This is a genomic window from Streptomyces lincolnensis (assembly GCF_001685355.1).
GTDB lineage: Bacteria > Actinomycetota > Actinomycetes > Streptomycetales > Streptomycetaceae > Streptomyces > Streptomyces lincolnensis.
Genome location: NZ_CP016438.1, coordinates 1912455 through 1930597, shown reverse-complemented (window position 1 = coordinate 1930597; position 18143 = coordinate 1912455). Strand labels below are relative to the sequence as shown.

The 18143-nt window shown below is 72.2% G+C and carries 10 protein-coding genes; 8 read left to right on the top strand and 2 right to left on the bottom strand.

All coding sequences use genetic code 11. The annotated features are described in order from the left end of the window. Positions 1 to 48: 48 nt before the first annotated feature. From SLINC_RS08470 to SLINC_RS08460, 3 genes are read left to right on the top strand one after another with little or no spacing between them, the layout of a single operon-like run. Positions 49 to 1575, top strand: a complete 1527-nt coding sequence (locus SLINC_RS08470) for a hypothetical protein (protein WP_067428705.1) — start codon at positions 49 to 51, stop codon at positions 1573 to 1575. Positions 1576 to 1606: 31 nt separating this feature from the next. Further along, the gene (locus tag SLINC_RS08465) at positions 1607 to 2497 is read left to right on the top strand and encodes a hypothetical protein (protein WP_067428702.1); all 891 of its coding nucleotides are present in this window, start codon (positions 1607 to 1609) and stop codon (positions 2495 to 2497) included. A gap of 36 nt (positions 2498 to 2533) precedes the next feature. Continuing rightward, positions 2534 to 7147: a coiled-coil domain-containing protein gene (locus SLINC_RS08460; RefSeq protein WP_067428699.1), complete on the top strand. Its 4614-nt coding sequence runs from the start codon at positions 2534 to 2536 to the stop codon at positions 7145 to 7147. Positions 7148 to 7186: 39 nt separating this feature from the next. On the opposite strand, the gene SLINC_RS08455 is transcribed toward SLINC_RS08460, so the two are convergent. Continuing rightward, entirely contained in the window at positions 7187 to 8743 is a 1557-nt protein-coding gene (locus tag SLINC_RS08455; RefSeq protein ID WP_067428688.1) for an APC family permease, read from the bottom strand. A 173-nt stretch (positions 8744 to 8916) separates the two neighbouring features. Beyond that, positions 8917 to 9528, bottom strand: coding sequence for a hypothetical protein (locus tag SLINC_RS08450; RefSeq protein ID WP_182449283.1), 612 nt, complete (start codon positions 9526 to 9528; stop codon positions 8917 to 8919). Positions 9529 to 9951: 423 nt separating this feature from the next. On the opposite strand from SLINC_RS08450, the gene SLINC_RS08445 reads away from it, so the two are divergent. The 5 genes from SLINC_RS08445 (at position 9952) to SLINC_RS08425 (ending at position 18120) form a co-directional block, all read left to right on the top strand. Then, positions 9952 to 12852, top strand: a complete 2901-nt coding sequence (locus SLINC_RS08445; protein ID WP_067428685.1) for a nitrate- and nitrite sensing domain-containing protein — start codon at positions 9952 to 9954, stop codon at positions 12850 to 12852. Continuing rightward, positions 12849 to 13286: a roadblock/LC7 domain-containing protein gene (locus tag SLINC_RS08440; RefSeq protein WP_067428682.1), complete on the top strand. Its 438-nt coding sequence runs from the start codon at positions 12849 to 12851 to the stop codon at positions 13284 to 13286. The genes SLINC_RS08445 and SLINC_RS08440 overlap by 4 nt, the downstream gene beginning before the upstream one ends. Positions 13287 to 13295: 9 nt before the next feature. Beyond that, positions 13296 to 13691 carry a DUF742 domain-containing protein gene (locus tag SLINC_RS08435; RefSeq protein ID WP_067428679.1) on the top strand — a complete coding sequence of 132 codons (396 nt, stop codon included), beginning with the start codon at positions 13296 to 13298 and terminating at the stop codon, positions 13689 to 13691. Positions 13692 to 13886: 195 nt separating this feature from the next. Next, the gene (locus tag SLINC_RS08430; protein WP_225988282.1) at positions 13887 to 17534 is read left to right on the top strand and encodes a hydantoinase B/oxoprolinase family protein; all 3648 of its coding nucleotides are present in this window, start codon (positions 13887 to 13889) and stop codon (positions 17532 to 17534) included. Then, entirely contained in the window at positions 17515 to 18120 is a 606-nt protein-coding gene (locus SLINC_RS08425; protein WP_067428670.1) for a GTP-binding protein, read from the top strand. The genes SLINC_RS08430 and SLINC_RS08425 overlap by 20 nt, the downstream gene beginning before the upstream one ends. The last annotated feature ends 23 nt before the right edge of the window (positions 18121 to 18143 follow it).

Sequence of the window (18143 nt, the reverse complement as noted above, 5' to 3'; positions counted from 1 at the left end):
TCCGCGTCGTTTGGGGAGTTGTCAGACCGAGGACCTAGTCTGTGCACCGTGACTTCGCCTGCACCGACGGACAGTGTTCCGCCCCAGCTCAGCGCGGGGCCGCGCCCCGCACCGGGCCCGGCCGCCGACGAGGGACTGGCGCGGCGGCTGCGCGCGCTCGCCTGCACCGCGCCGCTGCACGACCTGGACGCGCGCAAGGCCAATCTCGCGGGCGAGTACTCGGTCTACGGCATGGCGGAGGTGGCCCTCTCCGCCATCGACCTGGTCACCCTGAACATGGACTTCGACACCGGCGCCGACCACGACCAGGTCGTCGCCCGGCTCATCCCGCGCATCGCCGCCCAGGCCCCGCGGCGCCCCGTCGCCGAGCACGAGCGGGTGGCCCGCTGGGTCCTGGAGAACCTGATCAACGTCGGCAGTGTCGACCGCGGTTTCCGGGCGGTCTACGGCACGTTCGCACCGGACGGCACCTATGTGCGCCGGGACTACGACTTCAAGCTGATCGAGGAGGTGCCCGGACCCGGAGGGGCCGTGTATCTCCGTACGACGGACGAGGCCGTCAACGTCCTCGTCGGCGCCCTCGACACCGACGTCACCAGCGCGCAGATCGCCGCCGAGGTCAAGCTGGAGGTGCTGATCAGCCGGGGCCGTCTCGCCGACGCCCAGCTGGCCGCCGAGCAGGCCCGGTACCGCACGGTGCAGTACTCCGAGACGCTGCGCAGGGCACTGGACGCCACCCGGCGCAACGTCCGGGCGGTGGACTGGCTCGCCGCCGTGCCCGACATGATCGCCGAGGCGCTCGACCACGTCGCCGACCGCTACCGCCACGAGAACGCGATCCTCACGAACATCCGCAAGGCGCGGGACGAGTCCGAGGACCCCGAGCACAAGCGGCGCGCCGCCGAGCTGGTGGACATCGTCAAGGACTGCATCCGGCGCCACACGCAACTTCAGTCACGGCTGCTGGAGGCGGGCCCGCTCTTCCGCGCGGAGCAGGACCGACAGGCCTTCGCCACACCGATGACGACGTCGGGGATAGACCTGTACGGGCATCTGGTGGCGCCCGTGCTGCCGTTGCCCATGGAGCAGGCCGTCCGGGTCACCGACGCGTTCTTCGCGCGCGGGACGGGGCTGCGGACGCCCGTGTCGGTGCGGGTGGGCGACCTCGTCGACATACTGCTCACGCCGCCCATGGAGCGCGAGCACCTGGGCGCGGAGATGCCGGAGCCGGACCTCGTCGCGACGCCGGACGACAGCCGGTTCAGCGAGGAGCAGCTGGCCTCCGCCATGGAACTGCTGGATCTGCCGGCGGACGCACCGCGGAGGTTGTCGGGACTGCTGGCCGAGGCACGCCGCCGGGATCCCGAACTGCCGTATCTCGTCGCCCTGCTGGCGGTCCATGCGGCCAGCCCGCCGGTCGGTACGGCGTACCGGCAGGGCGAGGAGAAGCTGTTGTTCGCCGTGGACGACGGGACGGAGCTGGACGATCCGGAGTTCGGCGGGGCCGATCTGATCGTCGGGACGGCCCTGCTGGACGCCGCGGGGATGGCGGCCGGCCGGACGGAAGCAGCATGACCGAGCACGAGCGTGACAAGGAGCCCCAGCCGTGACCGAGCACGTCGAATGGAGTGACCCGGAGGTACCCGCCCCGTCGGCGCCCGCCCCCGTCACGCCCGCCGACGCCGCCGACGCCGCCCGGCTCGTCGCCTTCGGATTGCAGCCGAAGGTGCAGCCCGCGCGGGACCAGGAGTACGCCGAGCTGCTGCGGCGGTACCGCGAGGACCCGCCGTTCGCGCGGCTCGCCGACGCCGTGGCCGCCGGGCTCGGGCTGGTCGTGCTGGAGGTGTCACCCCGCGCCGGGATGGCCGTGACGGCCGCCGAGGACTCGGTGTTCGCCGTGCGCATGGGCGACTACGCGCGCCGGACGTCCGCCGACGGAGGGGACCGGTTCCTGCACGGACTGGCCCATCTCGCCGTCGCCGCCATGGCGTTCCCGCGCCCCGAGGACCTCGCCGACGACGGCTACATCGGCCGGGTCTCGGTCAACGGCATCGACGCCTTCGTACGGCAGGCCTGCCGCCGTCTGGAGGAGCGGGCCGACGAGCAGGGCGAGAACACCGACCCGGCCACCGGTGCGCCCGGACTGGAGGCGGCCTGGCGGATCTGGATCAGACGCAGCGCGACGGGTGCCACCAAGGACGCGCGCCGGCTCGCCGGGTCGACGACCGGCATCATCGGCAAGGCCGTCGCCTTCCTCACCGACTCCGGTTTCCTCCAGCGCACCGGGGACGACAACGGCGGCACCTACCGCACCACGGCCCGCTATCAGCTCCAGGTGCGGGACATGGCGGGCAGCGCCGCGATGGCCGAACTCCTGGAACTCGGCATCGTGCCGGTGACCGACGGGACGCCGACCCTGCTGCCCGCCGAGGAGAGCGAGGACCTGCACCTGGCGGCCGACGCCGGGCTGCCGTTCCACACATCGTCCTCGTCCTGAACCCCCCGACCTGCCGAAGACTTACGAGAGTCCGCCATGTACGAGTTGTCCCGGGTCCGCCTCTACTCCATCGGTCCCGCCGGTGCGCGTTACGCCGACACCGTGCTTGACCTGCGGGGCGTGGGCGACATCGTGCCCGACCCCGCACCCACCCAGGCGGAGTTCTTCGAGGAGGAACCCGTCGGCCCGCCGCGCCGGCCCGCACCCGCCGGGGTGCTCTTCCTGGAGAACGGCGGCGGAAAGTCCGTCCTCCTCAAGCTGATCTTCTCCGTCATGCTGCCGGGCCACCGCAACACCCTCGGCGGCGCCAGCTCCGGCGTGCTCAGGAAGTTCCTGCTCGCCGACGACTGCGGGCATGTGGCGCTGGAGTGGCAGCACGTGCTCACCGGCGAGTGCGTCGTCGTCGGCAAGGCGAGCGAGTGGCGCGGGCGCCAGGTCTCCAACGACCCCCGGAAGTTCGCCGAGGCCTGGTACTCCTTCCGGCCCGGGCCGGGACTGAGCCTGGACAACCTGCCCGTGGCCGAGTCCACCGCCGTGCGGCCGGCCGTCGAGGGGCAGTCGGGCGCGCAGGGCCGCCGCCGCACCATGAAGGGCTTCCGGGACGCCATCACCGAGGCGGGCAAGGCGTATCCGCATCTGGAGGTGCACTGGGAGGAGATCCACGACCGGTGGATCGAGCACCTCGGCGACCTCGGCCTCGACCCCGAACTCTTCCGCTACCAGCGGGAGATGAACGCCGACGAGGGCGAGGCGGCCGGCCTCTTCGCGGTGAAGAAGGACTCCGACTTCACCGACCTGCTGCTGCGCGCGGTCACCGACACCCGGGACACCGACGGGCTCGCCGACCTGGTCAGCGGCTTCGGCAACAAGCTCGGGCGGCGCGCCGAGCTGATCGCCGAACGGGACTTCACCGCCGGTTCGGTCGATCTGCTGGGCCGGATCGTCGAGGCCGCTCAGGCCCGCTCGCGCGCACGGGACATCCACGCCGGCGCCGAGCGCCGTACCAGGAACCTGGCGCGGCGGCTGTCCGCGCGCGGGGCGCAGGAGCGGGTGCGGGCCGCCGATCTCGCGCAGCGGGTCACCGCCGCCGCGTACTCCGTCACGCACGCCGAGACAGCCCGCGAGCGCAGCGCGCTGATCGCGGCCGAACTCGCCTACCGGCACGCCTCGTTGGCACTCGCGGCCGCCGAGAAGTCGGCCGCAGCCCAGAAGCGCGAGCTCGCCGACGCGCGCACGCTGCACTCCGCCTGGCAGGCCGCCGAGAACGCCCTGCGCCACCGAGCCGCCGCCGACCGGGTCGCGCGCGTGGCCGCCGCCATCCAGGAGGCCGAGCGGGACGCCGCCCCGGCGCTCGCCGCCCGCGCCAAGGCCGCCGTCGACCTCGTACGCGCCCTGCACGCGGCCGCCGAGGGCGCCGAGAGTCTGGCCAACGAGGAGGAGGAGCGGTCCGCCGCCCTCCAGGAGGTCAGCGACAGCGCGTACCGGGACTCCACCACCGCGGCGACCGAGGTCCAGCGCGCCCGCAGCGAGGTCGGGCACCTGCGGCAGCGGCTGACCGAGGTCGAGCAGGAGACCACCGAGGCGGTGCGCGCGGGCTGGCTCGACGACAGCGCGCCCGACGCCGACCCCGCGCGCGCCGCCCTCGCCGCCAGCGACGCCGAGAAGACCGCGGTCGCCGCCTGGGACACCGCCCGCGAGGCATCCCACCGCGCCACCGAACACGCGCGCGAGGCGGCCGCCACCGAGGCACGCGCCGAACTGACCGCCGCCCGGGCCGAGGACGCCGCCACCGCGGCCGCGCGGTCCTACGACGCCGAACGGCGCCTGGCCGAGGGGCTGGCCGCCGAGGAGCGGCTGGCGGAGTTGCTGAGCCTGACCGGCGACGCGCGCTCCGTGGTGCCGCAGCCCCGACAGGACACGGACGACCATGGTCAGGGAGTCCTCGCCCCCGAAGACCTGGACCGCTTCGCCGACGAACTGCGCGAGCTGCTCGACGACGCCGTCTCCGCCGCCGAGCGACAGCTCTTCGAACTGCGGACCGCCGCCGCCGACGACTCCCGGATCCTCGGCGCGCTCGGCGACGGCGGACTGCTGCCGCCCGGCCCGGACGTGCTGGCCACCGTGGAGTTCCTCGGCGAACACGGCATCCCGGCCCTGCCCGGCTGGCGCTATCTCGCGCAGGCCGTCGACCCCGCCGACCACGCACGCGTGCTGGCCGCCCGGCCCGAACTGGTCGACGGCGTGATCATCACCGACCCCGCCACGCACGCGCGGGCCCGCGAGGCGCTCGACGACGCCGCGCTGCTGCCCCGCTCGGCCGTCGCCGTCGGTACCGCCGCCGCCCTCCTCGCACCGACACCGGCGCCCGGGGCCGACAACGGCGAGGTCTTCCTCGTACCGCCGAACCCCGCCATGCACGACGAGCACGCCGCCGACGAGGAGCGGCAGACGCTGCGGGCGCGGGCCACCGAGCGGGACGAGGAGATCCGCACCCTCGCGGCCCGGCTCGGCAAGGACCGGGAACTGTCGGCGCGGCTCGCCTCCTGGCGCACCGGCTGCCCGGCCGGACGTCTGGTGGAGCTGGCGCAGGCCGCCCGGGACACGCGTGCGTTCGCCGAGGAGTCCGAGGCCGAGCTGGCCGAGGCACGGACCGTGCGGGCCGAGGCCGACGAGACCGCGGCCGAGGCCCTTCGGATGCGCGACGAGCGGCAGGAAGCGGCGCAGAAGGCGCGCCGGGCCGCCGACGCCCTCGCCGGGCTTGCCTTCCGGCTGCGCGAGCGGGCCGGCTGGCAGGTCAAACTGCGTGAACTCGCCGACGAGGCGACCGAGTCCGAGGCCCGCGCCCAAGCCTGCCTGGAGCGCGCCCGCGCCGCCGACGAGGACCGCCGTGGCGCCCAGCGCGCCGCCGACGACGCCCGCCGCACCGCCCGCGCGCTGCGCGCCGAGCGCTCCGAGATCGCGGGCGCCCCCGACGACGTACCGGAGAGCGACGCGGACACCCCGAAGGCGTCCCTGCCCGCCCTGCGCGAGGCCTACCGGGCCGCCTCACAGCTGTATGAGAAGGTCGGCGTCGGTGCCGACCTGCGCGCCGAGCAGGCGCGCGCGGAGAGCGACGAGAGCGCGGCGCGCGCCGAACTGGACCGGCTGAGCAACAAGGTCCGCACGCGCGCGGAGCAGTTGCTCCAGTCGCCCGACGGCTCCGACGGGCCGTCCCGGCAGGCCGCCGCCGCGCGGGCCGAGGAGCTGGTGCAGCTCCTGGAGACCCGGATGTCCACCGCGAGCGAGCAGTTGGGGCGGCTGCGCGGCGAGGCCGAGCGGCACGCGCCCGAGGACGGCGAGGCGCACACCGAACTGCCCGAGGAGCTCCAGCCGCGCGACGCCGAGCACGCCCAGGCGCTGCTGCGCACGGCGACGGCCGAACTCGCCTCCCGTGCCGAGGCCTTGGCGCAGACCCGGGAGGCGCACACGGAGCTCCTCGACGCCCACCGCGCCGCCGAGGACGGGGCCGGCGGCTTCGACGAGATCGCGGCGATGCTGCGCGACCTGCTGCGCGAGCACGCCATGGAGGACGAGCAGGAGGCACCCGAGCCGTACCCCGGCAGCCTGGAGGAGGCGCGGCAGTCCGCCGCCGAGGCCCGCCGGTCCCTTCGTGGCTGCGCCGCCGACCTGTCGGCCGCCGAGTCCGCCGTGCGCGAGGCGAGCGACATCCTCGTCCGGCACGCCAACTCCACGCGCTACGAGCAGGTCCGCACCCCGGCCCGGCAGCAGATCCGCGAACTGCCCGCCTCCGCGCTGCCCGAGCACGCGCAGAAGTGGGCGGACGCCTTCGCGCCCCGGCTCCGCGTCCTCACCGACGAGCTGGAGCAGCTGGAGCGGAACCGGGACTCGATCGTGGACCGGCTCCGGGGGCTGGTCGAGTCGGCGCTCGCCACCCTCAGGTCCGCGCAGCGGCTGTCCCGGCTGCCGGAGGGGCTCGGCGAGTGGTCCGGGCAGGAGTTCCTGCGTATCCGCTTCGAGGAGCCCGACCAGGCCACGCTCACGGAGCGGCTCGGCGAGGTCATCGACGAGGCGACCCGCTCCGCCGTCAAGAAGAACTCCGACCTGCGGCGCGACGGCATGTCCCTGCTGCTGCGCGGAGTGGGGGCGGCGCTCCAGCCCAAGGGCGTCGCCGTGGAGATCCTCAAGCCGGACGCGGTGCTCCGGGCCGAGCGGGTGCCCGTCGGACAGATGGGCGACGTGTTCTCCGGCGGCCAGCTGCTCACCGCCGCCATCGCCCTGTACTGCACGATGGCCGCCCTGCGGTCGAACGACCGCGGACGCGACAAGCACCGGCACGCGGGCACGCTGTTCCTCGACAACCCGATCGGGCGCGCCAACGCCACGTATCTGCTGGAGCTGCAACGGGCCGTCTCGGACGCGCTCGGCGTCCAGCTCCTGTACACCACCGGCCTGTTCGACACCACCGCGCTCGCCGAGTTCCCGCTGGTCATCCGGCTGCGCAACGATGCCGACCTGCGGGCCGGCCTCAAGTACATCAGCGTCGAGGAGCACCTCCGCCCCGGCCTGCCGCAGCAGCAGGCGGGGGAGGCGGCGCACAGCGAGATCACGGCGACACGGATGTTCAAACGCCCGGCACCGGCGACGCCCTGAGGCTTGGCGAGACCGGGTGAGGCCTGGGACGCCGGGCCTTCAGGTGCGGTCTTCGGCCGGCAGGCCGGTGTCCGCCACGCGGTGCTCGGCGAGCACGCCGGTCTTGTGGCGCTGGACGAACCAGTAGTACGCGAACCCGCCGCCCGCGATGACCGCGACGAACAGGACCGCGCCCCAGCGCAGATACCAGTGGTAGGGAGCCGTGGCGTTGTAGACCTCGGCCCGCGGCCAGATCAGGTTGAGCGTCATCGTCGTGCCCCACAGCACGGCGACGATGTTGACCGGCAGTCCCCAGCGGCCCAGTGAGAACCTGCCGTCGCCCGCAGGCTGCCACCTGCCGCGCAGCCGGGCCACCAGCATCGGGACGGTGACGCCCAGGTAGGCGAGGTAGATCATGATGATGCCGATGCTGGTGACGACCGTGAAGATCTGCGGCTGACGGATGTTGACGACGAGGATCGCCAGCGCGAGGATCCCGATGATCACGGTCGGCAGCACCGGTGTCCGGAAGCGCGGGTGGCACTTGGCCAGCCGCGCGGACGCGGGGAGGTTGTTGTCGCGGGCCATCGCGAACGCCAGCCGGACCGCGGCCGTGTGCACCGCCAGGGCGCACACGGTGACCGCGATCAGCACGCACCACAGCATCGCCTTGCCCGCCGTGGACCCCAGTACGTCGAGGACGACGTACTGGAGGCCGTCCGTGGACAGTTGCTCGCCCTTCAGGCTGGAGACGCTCATGAGCGCGAGCAGCAGGATCAGGCCGCCGAGGACGAACGAGGCGACGATCGCCCGGATGATCGCGCGCGGCGCGTTACGGGTCGGGTCCAGGGACTCCTCGCCGAGGGAGGCGGCGGTGTCGAAGCCGTACATGACGTAGGCCGAGGCCAGCGAGGCCACCAGGAAGGCGCCCAGATAACCGGCGCCGTGGGCCGCCCCGGTGCCGTTGGTCTCCATGACGACCTGGGGGCCGCGGGTGATGTGGACGGCGAACAGGACGATCAGTACGACGGTGGCGATCAACTCGATGAACACGCCCGCCGTGTTGATCGTGGCCATCAGCTTGACGCCGAAGGCGTTCACCAGGGTCGTGAACAGGATCAGCACCGCGGCCAGGATGACCGCGTTGGTCGCCACGTCGTACGTGCCGGAGCCGTCGCCCACGAACTGGAACGCCGACGAGATCTGCGGGAGCGTCAACTGGTAGGCCAGGGACACGGCCGAGATGGACACGATGGACGCGGTCAGCATCATCCAGCCGGCCAGCCAGCCCAGATGCGGATTGCCGATCTTCTTCGACCAGTTGTAGACCGAGCCCGCGACGGGATAGCGGGCGGCCAGCTCCGCGAAACACAGGGCGACCATGAACTGGCCGACGAACACCATCGGCCAGGACCACCAGTAGGCGGGGCCGCCGCTGCCGTAGCCGAAGTAGAACAGCTGGAAGGTACCGGTGAGGATCGAGATGTAGCTGATCCCGGCGGCGAAGGTGTGGAAGTTGCCGAGGGTGCGCTTGAGTTCGGGCTTGTAGCCGAACTCGGTGAGTTCGGCGTCGTCGTCACCGTGTTTTCCGGACGCTGGTTGCTCGGTCGTCGTCATGAGCGGACTCCTGGCGGGCCGGGGGAGGGGGGAGCGGCCTCGCGTGCGTACACCCTGCACGTGATGTGCTGATTGTCACGGCAGCGGCGTGGCTGATCCACCCTCTGGATCAAGGCAGTTCCGTATGCCTCGACCCGGCCTCGCGCTCGCGGACCCCTCGACGACCCGCCGGGTTACGGGTGGGCCACCTGGCCGCGGCCCTCCCGTCGGCGTATCCGCGCCTGGGCGCGCTCGGCGGTCCGTGCCTGCCGCCTCGCCCTGCGCCGCTCGCGCCGCAGGGCACGGGCGGTGCTGCTGGGGACGGACACCACGCCGTTGCGCTGGTTCCACACCTGGCGGGTCACCCAGACGTCCAGGGCGCCCCAGGTGGCCACCACCGTGCTGGCCACGCTGCTCAGCACCATGGGGAACGCCAGCCACGAACCGGCCATGGTGCACAGGAAGGCCACCATCGCCTGGACCAGCGTCACGGCGATGATCAGCACCGCGCGCACCGCCGAGGTCCGGACCGGATCGGGCAATCGACGCTGCTGCGCGGGTTCCTCCACCCACAATGGCCGGTTGTAGGGCTCCTCATGGGCCTCTCGGCCCTCATGAGCCTCACGAGGCCCGGCCGGGCGGCGGGAGCCTTCGCGCGCCGCCGTGCCGTCCTCCGGAGCCTCGCGTCTGCCCGCCGGGTGCTCCCTCGGTGCGCGGTCGAGACCTGGCGGCTCTGGAGCCTGCCGCACCCTGAGGTGCGTCGTCTCGTCGTCCGACAGCGCCTCGCGCCGCTCCGCCGTGCCCATCGACATGTCACTCCCCACCGCCGGTCAGAACCTGCTCGCCTCCGCGCCCGAAGACACGGCTCCCCACTGGCTGCCCGGCTTGCGCTGTTTTACGCCGCCCGGAGGTGGGATACGGCTCCTGTGGCCGATTCCGCCCCCAACTCCCATAGAGAAGGACGAACGAAAGCCCACCAAGATTCCCAACGACCGTAAAAATTCGGCCAATGAGTCGACCGGTCCGATCGCCTTGTCTCCGGCGGGCGCCAAGGGCGGGCAGGAGGCAATCTCCCCCAATGAGCGGACAACTCGGCATGACTCGTCACCGGTGCGGATGTTCAGGTTCCGGACCGGTCTTCGAGTTACGTGCGCGTCAGTAGTAGGCTCGCGCCGTTTGTTGACGCACATGTGTACCCCCGTCGGACGGGGGTCGAGCTGGGGGAGGCCATGCGCTTTCGCGGGAAGTCGATCCGCCGGAAGATCGTGGCGCTGCTTCTCGTGCCGCTGGTGTCCCTGATCGCGATCTGGGGCTTCGCCACGGTACTGACGGGCCGGGAAGTCGCCCAGTTGTTCCACGTGTCGTCGGTCGTCGAGAAGATCGGCTACCCCACCGAGGACACCGTCCGGGTGCTCCAGCAGGAGCGCCGCCAGACCCTCGTCTACCTCGCCGACCCCCGGGCGTCCGACGCGCTGTCCGCGCTGCGCGGCACCCGTGACGCCACCGACGACGCCGTCGCCAAGTTCCGGAAGAACGCCCAGGACCCCGACGTCCGCGACGGCATGGACGCGGACGACGACGAACGCGTCACCGCCGTCCTGGACGGCTTCGACGGCCTCGACCCCCTGCGGCGCAGCGTCGAGGAGGGCACGGTGACCCGGTCCGAGGCCCTCGGCCTCTACAACCGCCTCGTCGACCCCTGCTACTCACTGCTGGCCGCCGTCGACGGCGTCGACAACGTGGAACTCGACAAGCAGTCCCGCGCCCTGGTGAACGTGACACGGGCCCGGGAACTGCTCTCCCGCGAGGACGCCCTGCTCGGCTCCGCACTGGTGGTGGGGAAGGTCTCCCGCGAGGAGAGCCGCGAGGTCTCCGACCTCGTCGCCCAGCGCACCCTGCTCTACGACATCAGCCTGCCGGTGCTGCCCGCCTCCGAGCGCGAGCGCTTCCAGAGCTTCTGGAAGAACGCCACCACCGCGCCGCTGCGCTCCGCCGAACAGGCCGTCATCGGCTCCGAGTCCGGCACCCCGAACTCCGTGACCGCCAAGAGCTGGGACACCGCGGCCGGCGGTGTGCTCGACGAACTCGCCACGCTCGACGACCAGGCGGGCGACCGCTACCAGGACCGCGTTCAGCCGAACGCGATGGGCGTCATCGTCAAGGCCGCCGTCGCCGGCGTCCTCGGTCTGGTCGCCCTGCTCTTCTCGCTCGTCCTGTCCGTGCGCGTCGGCCGCACGCTCATCCGCGACCTGAGGCAACTGCGCCTGGAGGCCCACGAGGCGTCCGGCGTGCGGCTGCCGAGCGTGATGCGCCGCCTCTCCGCGGGCGAACAGGTCGACGTGGAGACCGAGGTCCCGCGCCTGGAGTACGACAAGAACGAGATCGGCGAGGTCGGCCAGGCCCTCAACACCCTCCAGCGCGCCGCCGTCGAGGCCGCCGTCAAGCAGGCCGAACTCCGCGCCGGCGTCTCCGAGGTCTTCGTGAACCTCGCCCGCCGCAGCCAGGTCCTGCTCCACAAGCAGCTGACCCTGCTCGACACCATGGAGCGCAGGACCGAGGACACCGACGAACTCGCCGACCTCTTCCGCCTCGACCACCTGACCACCCGCATGCGCCGGCACGCCGAGGGTCTGGTGATCCTCTCCGGCGCGGCCCCCTCCCGGCAGTGGCGCAAACCCGTCCAGCTCATGGACGTCGTACGCGCGGCCGTCGCCGAGGTCGAGGACTACGAACGCGTCGAGGTCCGCCGCCTCCCCCGGGTCGCGGTCACCGGCCCGGCCGTCGCCGACCTCACCCATCTCGTCGCCGAACTCCTGGAGAACGCCACGGTGTTCTCCCCGCCGCACACCGCCGTGCAGGTACTGGGCGAACGCGTCGCCAACGGCTTCACCCTGGAGATCCACGACCGTGGTCTCGGCATGGCGGCCGACGCGCTGCTGGACGCCAACCTCCGGCTCGCCGAGACGCCCGAGTTCGAACTCTCCGACACCGACCGCCTGGGCCTGTTCGTGGTCAGCCGGCTCGCCCAGCGGCAGAACGTCCGGGTCTCGCTCCAGCCGTCCCCGTACGGCGGCACGACGGCTGTCGTCTTCATCCCGGACACCCTGCTGACGGACGACGTCCCGGACACCAACGGCATCGGCTTCCGCCTGGACCGGCCCACGCCGACCAAGGAGGCCGAGCTGGAGCAGGCCCACACCACCTCGCTCTCCAAGACCTCGGCCCCGCAGCTGCCCGGCCTGGCGGCCTCCGTCCTGGACGGCCCGGTCGAGCTGGAGGCGCCCGTCGATCTCGACGCCCTCGGTGACTTCCCCGGCGCGCTCGACGACGAGGACAGCGAACGCGGCGGACTGTTCCGGCCACGCCGCTCCCTCGCGCGCATCGAGGAGACCGCGGTCGGCCACCCGGGCGAGGAGGCCCACGAGGGTCTCGGCAACGGCGGCGCGGGGACGGCCGGCACCGACGAGGACGCCCACGACGCACCGGTCCCGCTGTCCCGGCGCCACACCCCCAAGCTGGTCAGCTCGCACGGCCGCCCGGTCACCGAGCAGCGGTCACGGCGTGACGAGACGGACGAGGAGCCCCCGGTGGGCCCGAACCGGTCCCGCCCGCAGACACCGGCCCCCCTGCCCTCGCGCAGGCGCACGGCAGGACCGCAGCGCCTCGGAACCGGCGTCGCCGACCGCGTCGACCTCGACGAGCAGCGCGCCGGGGGCCCGGCCGCCCCGGGCCGCGAGCCCGCGGGGGATTCCGGCCCGCCCGCTCTGCCGAGGCGCACCCGGCGCGCGGAGATCGCCTCCAGCGGCCCGGGCGAGCCCGCCCAGGGCACCGGCGGCGGAGCCCCGCGAGAGACCGGTACCGCCCCCCTGGGCACCAGCGGTTCCGGGACGGCCCCGCTGCCCCGGCGCGTGCGGCAGGCCAATCTGGCACCGCAGTTGAAGCAGAGTCCCCGGCGGCGGACCGACGACCGGGCAGGGCTCGACGAGCGGGACGCCGACGAGGTACGCAGCCGCATGGCCTCGCTCCAGCGTGGCTGGCAGCGCGGCCGCGAGGAGAACGCCGCGGTCGACGACACCGACACCGACAGCGGCACAGCACCACAACGAACGACTAAGGGGGACGGTCGATGACCGCACCGAAGGAGACCGGCCACAGCATGAGCAACCAGTCCGGCGAGCTCAACTGGCTCCTGGACGAGCTGGTGGACCGCGTCACGAGCATCCGCAAGGCGCTGGTGCTCTCCGGCGACGGCCTGCCGACCGGGGTCTCCAAGGACCTGACCCGGGAGGACAGCGAACACCTGGCCGCCGTCGCCTCCGGGTTCCACAGCCTCGCCAAGGGCGTGGGACGCCACTTCGAGGCGGGCAACGTCCGGCAGACGGTCGTCGAACTCGACGAGGCCTTCCTCTTCGTCACGGCCGCGGGCGACGGCAGTTGCCTCGCCGTGCTCGCGGACGCGGACTCCGACGTCGGACTGGTCGCGTACGAGATGACGCTCCTGGTCAAGCGCGTCGGTGCGCATCTGGGTGCTGCCCCGCGCACCGATCTGCCTCAGGGCGGGTAGTGGGATGGCATGAGCACTGACGGACAGGGAAGAAGCCACTGGTTCGACGACGAGGCCGGTCCGGTCGTACGCCCGTACGCCATGACGCGCGGCCGTACCTCCAGCGCCGGCCAGCACCGCCTCGACCTCATCGCGGTGGTCGTCAGCGAGCCGCACGCGGACGATCCGGAAGGCGACCACACGCTGTCCCCGGAGCACGTGGACATCGTCGACCTGTGCCGTGACACCCCGCAGTCGGTCGCCGAGCTGTCCTCCGAGCTCGACCTGCCCATCGGAGTGGTGCGGGTCCTCATAGGGGATCTCGTGGACGCCGAGTTCGTCCATGTGAACCGGCCCGTGCCTCCGGCCGAGCTGCCGGACGAGAGCATCCTGCGGGACGTGATCAACGGCCTGAGGGCTCTGTGACCGACCCTCTCGGGGCGCCGCGATCAGGCGCCCCGACCGAGAGGGAGGCCGGATCACCGGCCCGTCCCCCCACCGGTCCGGAGGGCACCGAAACAGCCCTGCCGATATGATCTGACCGATCGTCGACGACCATCCGCACAGGCCGATCCCCGGGCCGCGGACATGGTTCAGAACAGCGCGATCGGAGAGACGGACGTGACGACAGGCTGGCAGTTCTGGGTCGACCGCGGCGGCACCTTCACCGACATCGTCGCGCGGCGCCCCGACGGCCGTCTGCTCACCCACAAACTGCTCTCGGACAACCCCGCGCGGTACTCCGACGCCGCGGTCGCCGGCGTCCGGGAACTGCTGGCCGACGCCGCGGACCCGGTCGACGCCGTCCGCATGGGCACCACGGTCGCCACCAACGCCCTGCTGGAACGCAAGGGCGAGACCCTCCTGATCACCACACGCGGCTTCCGCGACGCCCTGCGGATCGCCTACCAGAACCGCCCGCACATCTTCGCCCGGCGCATCGAGCTCCCCGAACTCCTGCACGAACGCGTCGTGGAGGTCGACGAACGCATCGCCGCCGACGGCACCGTCCTGCGCGCCCCCGACCTCGACGCCCTCACCGGCCCGCTCCGGCAGGCGTACGACGACGGCATCCGGGCCGTCGCCGTGGTGTGCATGCACAGCCATCTCCACCCCGCCCACGAACAGGCCATCGGCGCACTCGCCGCCCGCGTCGGCTTCCCGCAGATCTCGCTCTCCAGCGAGGTCAGCCCGCTGATGAAACTCGTCCCGCGCGGGGACACCGCCGTCGTCGACGCCTACCTGTCGCCCGTGCTGCGCCGCTACGTCCAGCACGTCGCCGACGAACTCGAAGGCGTCCGGCTGATGTTCATGCAGTCCAACGGCGGGCTCGCCGAAGCCGGACAGTTCCGCGGCAAGGACGCCATCCTCTCCGGCCCCGCGGGCGGCATCGTCGGGATGGCCCGCATGTCGCAACTCGCCGGCTTCGACCGCGTCATCGGCTTCGACATGGGCGGCACCTCCACCGACGTCTCCCATTTCGCGGGCGAGTACGAACGCGTCTTCACCACCCGGATCGCCGGGGTCCGGCTGCGCGCGCCCATGCTGGACATCCACACCGTCGCGGCCGGCGGCGGCTCGGTCCTGCACTTCGACGGCTCCCGCTACCGCGTAGGGCCGGACTCGGCGGGCGCGGAACCCGGCCCCGCCTGCTACCGAGGCGGCGGCCCGCTCGCGGTGACCGACGCCAACGTCATGCTCGGCCGCATCCAACCCGCCCACTTCCCCAAGGTGTTCGGCCCCGACGGCGACCAGCCCCTCGACGCCGCGCTCGTCCGCGAGCGCTTCGCCGCCCTCGCGCGCGAGATCCGTGAGACGTCCGGCGACGACCGCACGCCCGAGCAGGTCGCCGAGGGTTACCTCCGGATCGCCGTCACCAACATCGCCAACGCCGTGAAGCGGATCTCCGTCCAGAAGGGCCACGACGTCACCCGCTACGCCCTCACCACCTTCGGTGGCGCCGGCGGGCAGCACGCCTGCATGGTCGCCGACACGCTGGGCATCCGCACCGTCCTCGTGCCGCCCATGGCCGGTGTCCTGTCCGCGCTCGGCATCGGTCTCGCCGACACCACCGCGATGCGCGAGCAGTCCGTCGAGGCACCCCTGGACCCCGCCGCCCTCCCCGGCGTCCTCAAGACGGCCGACGACCTGGAGAGCGCCACCCGCGCCGAACGCCTCGCCGAGGACGTCCCGGAGAGCCGCATCCAGGTCACCCGCCGCGCCCAGCTCCGCTACGACGGCACCGACACCACCCTCACCGTCGAGCTGACCGACCCCGACACGATGAGACACGCCTTCGAAGAGCGTCATCGCACCACGTACTCCTTCACCCTCGACCGCCCGATCGTCGTCGAGGCCCTCTCCGTCGAAGCCACCGGCATCACCGAACCCCCCGATCTCTCCGCCCTGGCCACCTACCGGGGACGCACCGCCACACCCGAAACCGTCCGCCTCCACACGGGCGGCGCATGGCGCGACGTACCCCTCCACCGCCGCGAGGACCTGCCCCCGGGCGAGACCGTCACCGGCCCGGTGATCATCACCGAGGCCGGCGCCACAACCGTCGTCGACGACGGCTGGCGGGCCGCGACGACCGACGACGGGCATCTGGTCATGGAACGCGCGGCGATTACGGAGAGTTCCGATCTCGGCACGAAAGTCGACCCGGTTCTGCTGGAGGTCTTCAACAACCTCTTCATGTCCATCGCCGAACAGATGGGCGCCCGGCTGGAGTCCACGGCCCAGTCCGTCAACATCAAGGAGCGCCTGGACTTCTCCTGCGCCCTCTTCGACCCGGACGGAAACCTGGTGGCCAACGCCCCGCACATCCCCGTCCACCTGGGATCCATGGGCACCAGCGTCAAGGAGGTCATCCGGCGCCGGAGCCCCCGGATGCGGTCGGGGGACACCTACGCGGTCAACGATCCGTACCACGGCGGCACGCACCTGCCGGACGTCACGGTGATCACACCGGTCTTCGACACGAACGGCACGTCCGGCTCGGCCACCACGGAGAGTGACGGAAGGATTCTCTTCTACGTCGCCTCACGCGGCCACCACGCCGAGATCGGCGGCATCGCCCCCGGCTCCATGCCGGCGAACAGCCGCACCATCGACGAGGAGGGCATCCTCTTCGACAACTGGCTGCTCGCCGAGAACGGCCGCTTCCGCGAGCAGGAGACCCTTCGCCTCCTGACCGAGGCGCCCCACCCCTCCCGCAACCCCCAGACCAACCTCGCCGACCTGCGCGCCCAGATCGCCGCCAACCAGAAGGGCGTCGACGAAGTCGCCCGCATGATCGACAACTTCGGCCTGGACGTCGTACAGGCCTATATGAAGCACGTTCAGGACAACGCCGAGGAGGCCGTCCGCCGCGTCATCGACGCCCTGGACGACGGCGAGTACGCCTACGAGACCGACGCGGGCGCCGTCATCCGCGTACGCGTCCGTGTGGACCGCGAGAACCGGTCCGCGACCGTCGACTTCACCGGCACCTCACGCCAGCTGGCCACCAACTTCAACGCGCCCTTCGCGGTGGTCAACGCGGCCGTCCTGTACGTCTTCCGCACCCTGGTCGCCGACGACATCCCGCTCAACGACGGCTGTCTGCGTCCGCTCGACATCGTCGTACCACCCGGCTCCATGCTGGCCCCCGAGCCGCCGGCGGCGGTCGTCGCGGGCAACGTCAAGACCTCCCAGGCCATCACCGGTGCCCTGTACGGGGCGCTGGGCGTCCAGGCCGAGGGCTCCGGCACCATGAACAACGTGACCTTCGGCAACGACCGGCACCAGTACTACGAGACCGTCGCCTCCGGGTCCGGCGCGGGCGAGGGCTTTCCCGGCGCCCCCGTCGTCCAGACGCACATGACCAACTCGCGGCTGACCGACCCCGAGGTCCTGGAGTGGCGACTGCCCGTCCGGCTGGAGGAGTTCACCGTCCGGCGCGGCAGCGGGGGCGATGGACGCTGGCCCGGCGGGGACGGCGCGGTGCGCCGCATCCGCTTCCTCGAACCGATGACCGTCTCCACGCTGTCGCAACACCGCAGGGTTCCGCCGTACGGTATGGCGGGTGGCCTGCCCGGCGCGCCGGGTGCCAACCGCGTGGAGCGCGCGGACGGCACGGTCACCGAACTCGGCGGCAGCGACGCGGCCGACGTCGGTCCCGGCGACGTACTCGTCATCGAAACCCCCGGCGGCGGAGGCTACGGCCCCCCGTCCCCCCACCCCCATCAAGCAGGAGAAGAGATCGATGATCTTCGGGCGTTCTGAGCGTGGCAAGCCCCCGGTCGAGCCCGTCACGCTCAAGATCCTCGTGGCCGGCGGCTTCGGCGTGGGCAAGACCACGCTGGTCGGCGCGGTCAGCGAGATCAAGCCGCTGCGCACCGAGGAGTACCTCACCGAGGCCGGACGTCCGGTCGACGACATCACCGGCGTGGAAGGCAAGCACACCACCACCGTTGCCATGGACTTCGGCCGCATCACACTGCGCGAGGACCTGGTGCTGTACCTGTTCGGCACACCGGGGCAGGAACGGTTCTGGTTCATGTGGGACGAGCTCTCCGAGGGCGCGCTCGGCGCCGTCGTACTCGCCGACACCCGCCGCCTGGAGGACTCCTTCGCCGCCGTCGACTACTTCGAACGGCGGTCCATTCCGTTCGTCGTCAGCGTGAACTGCTTCGAGGGGGCGGCCCGTTACCCCGAGGACGCCGTACGGCAGGCCCTGGACCTCGACCCCGGCGTGCCGCTGCTGCTGTGCGACGCCCGGGACCGGGAGTCCGTCAAGGACGTCCTCATCGGTGTCGTCCGGCACGCGATGGCCTATGTGTCGGAGCGCCGGCAGACCGTCACGACGTGAGGCGGACGCGGCCCGCACCCCCG

Excerpts from the sequence above, each read along its gene's own strand:
- SLINC_RS08460 (WP_067428699.1), top strand. The coding sequence starts at position 2,534 with ATGTACGAGTTGTCCCGGGTCCGCCTCTACTCCATCGGTCCCGCCGGT.
- SLINC_RS08455 (WP_067428688.1), bottom strand. The coding sequence starts at position 8,743 with ATGACGACGACCGAGCAACCAGCGTCCGGAAAACACGGTGACGACGAC.
- SLINC_RS08450 (WP_182449283.1), bottom strand. The coding sequence starts at position 9,528 with ATGGGCACGGCGGAGCGGCGCGAGGCGCTGTCGGACGACGAGACGACG.
- SLINC_RS08445 (WP_067428685.1), top strand. The coding sequence starts at position 9,952 with ATGCGCTTTCGCGGGAAGTCGATCCGCCGGAAGATCGTGGCGCTGCTT.
- SLINC_RS08440 (WP_067428682.1), top strand. The coding sequence starts at position 12,849 with ATGACCGCACCGAAGGAGACCGGCCACAGCATGAGCAACCAGTCCGGC.
- SLINC_RS08435 (WP_067428679.1), top strand. The coding sequence starts at position 13,296 with ATGAGCACTGACGGACAGGGAAGAAGCCACTGGTTCGACGACGAGGCC.
- SLINC_RS08425 (WP_067428670.1), top strand. The coding sequence starts at position 17,515 with ATGATCTTCGGGCGTTCTGAGCGTGGCAAGCCCCCGGTCGAGCCCGTC.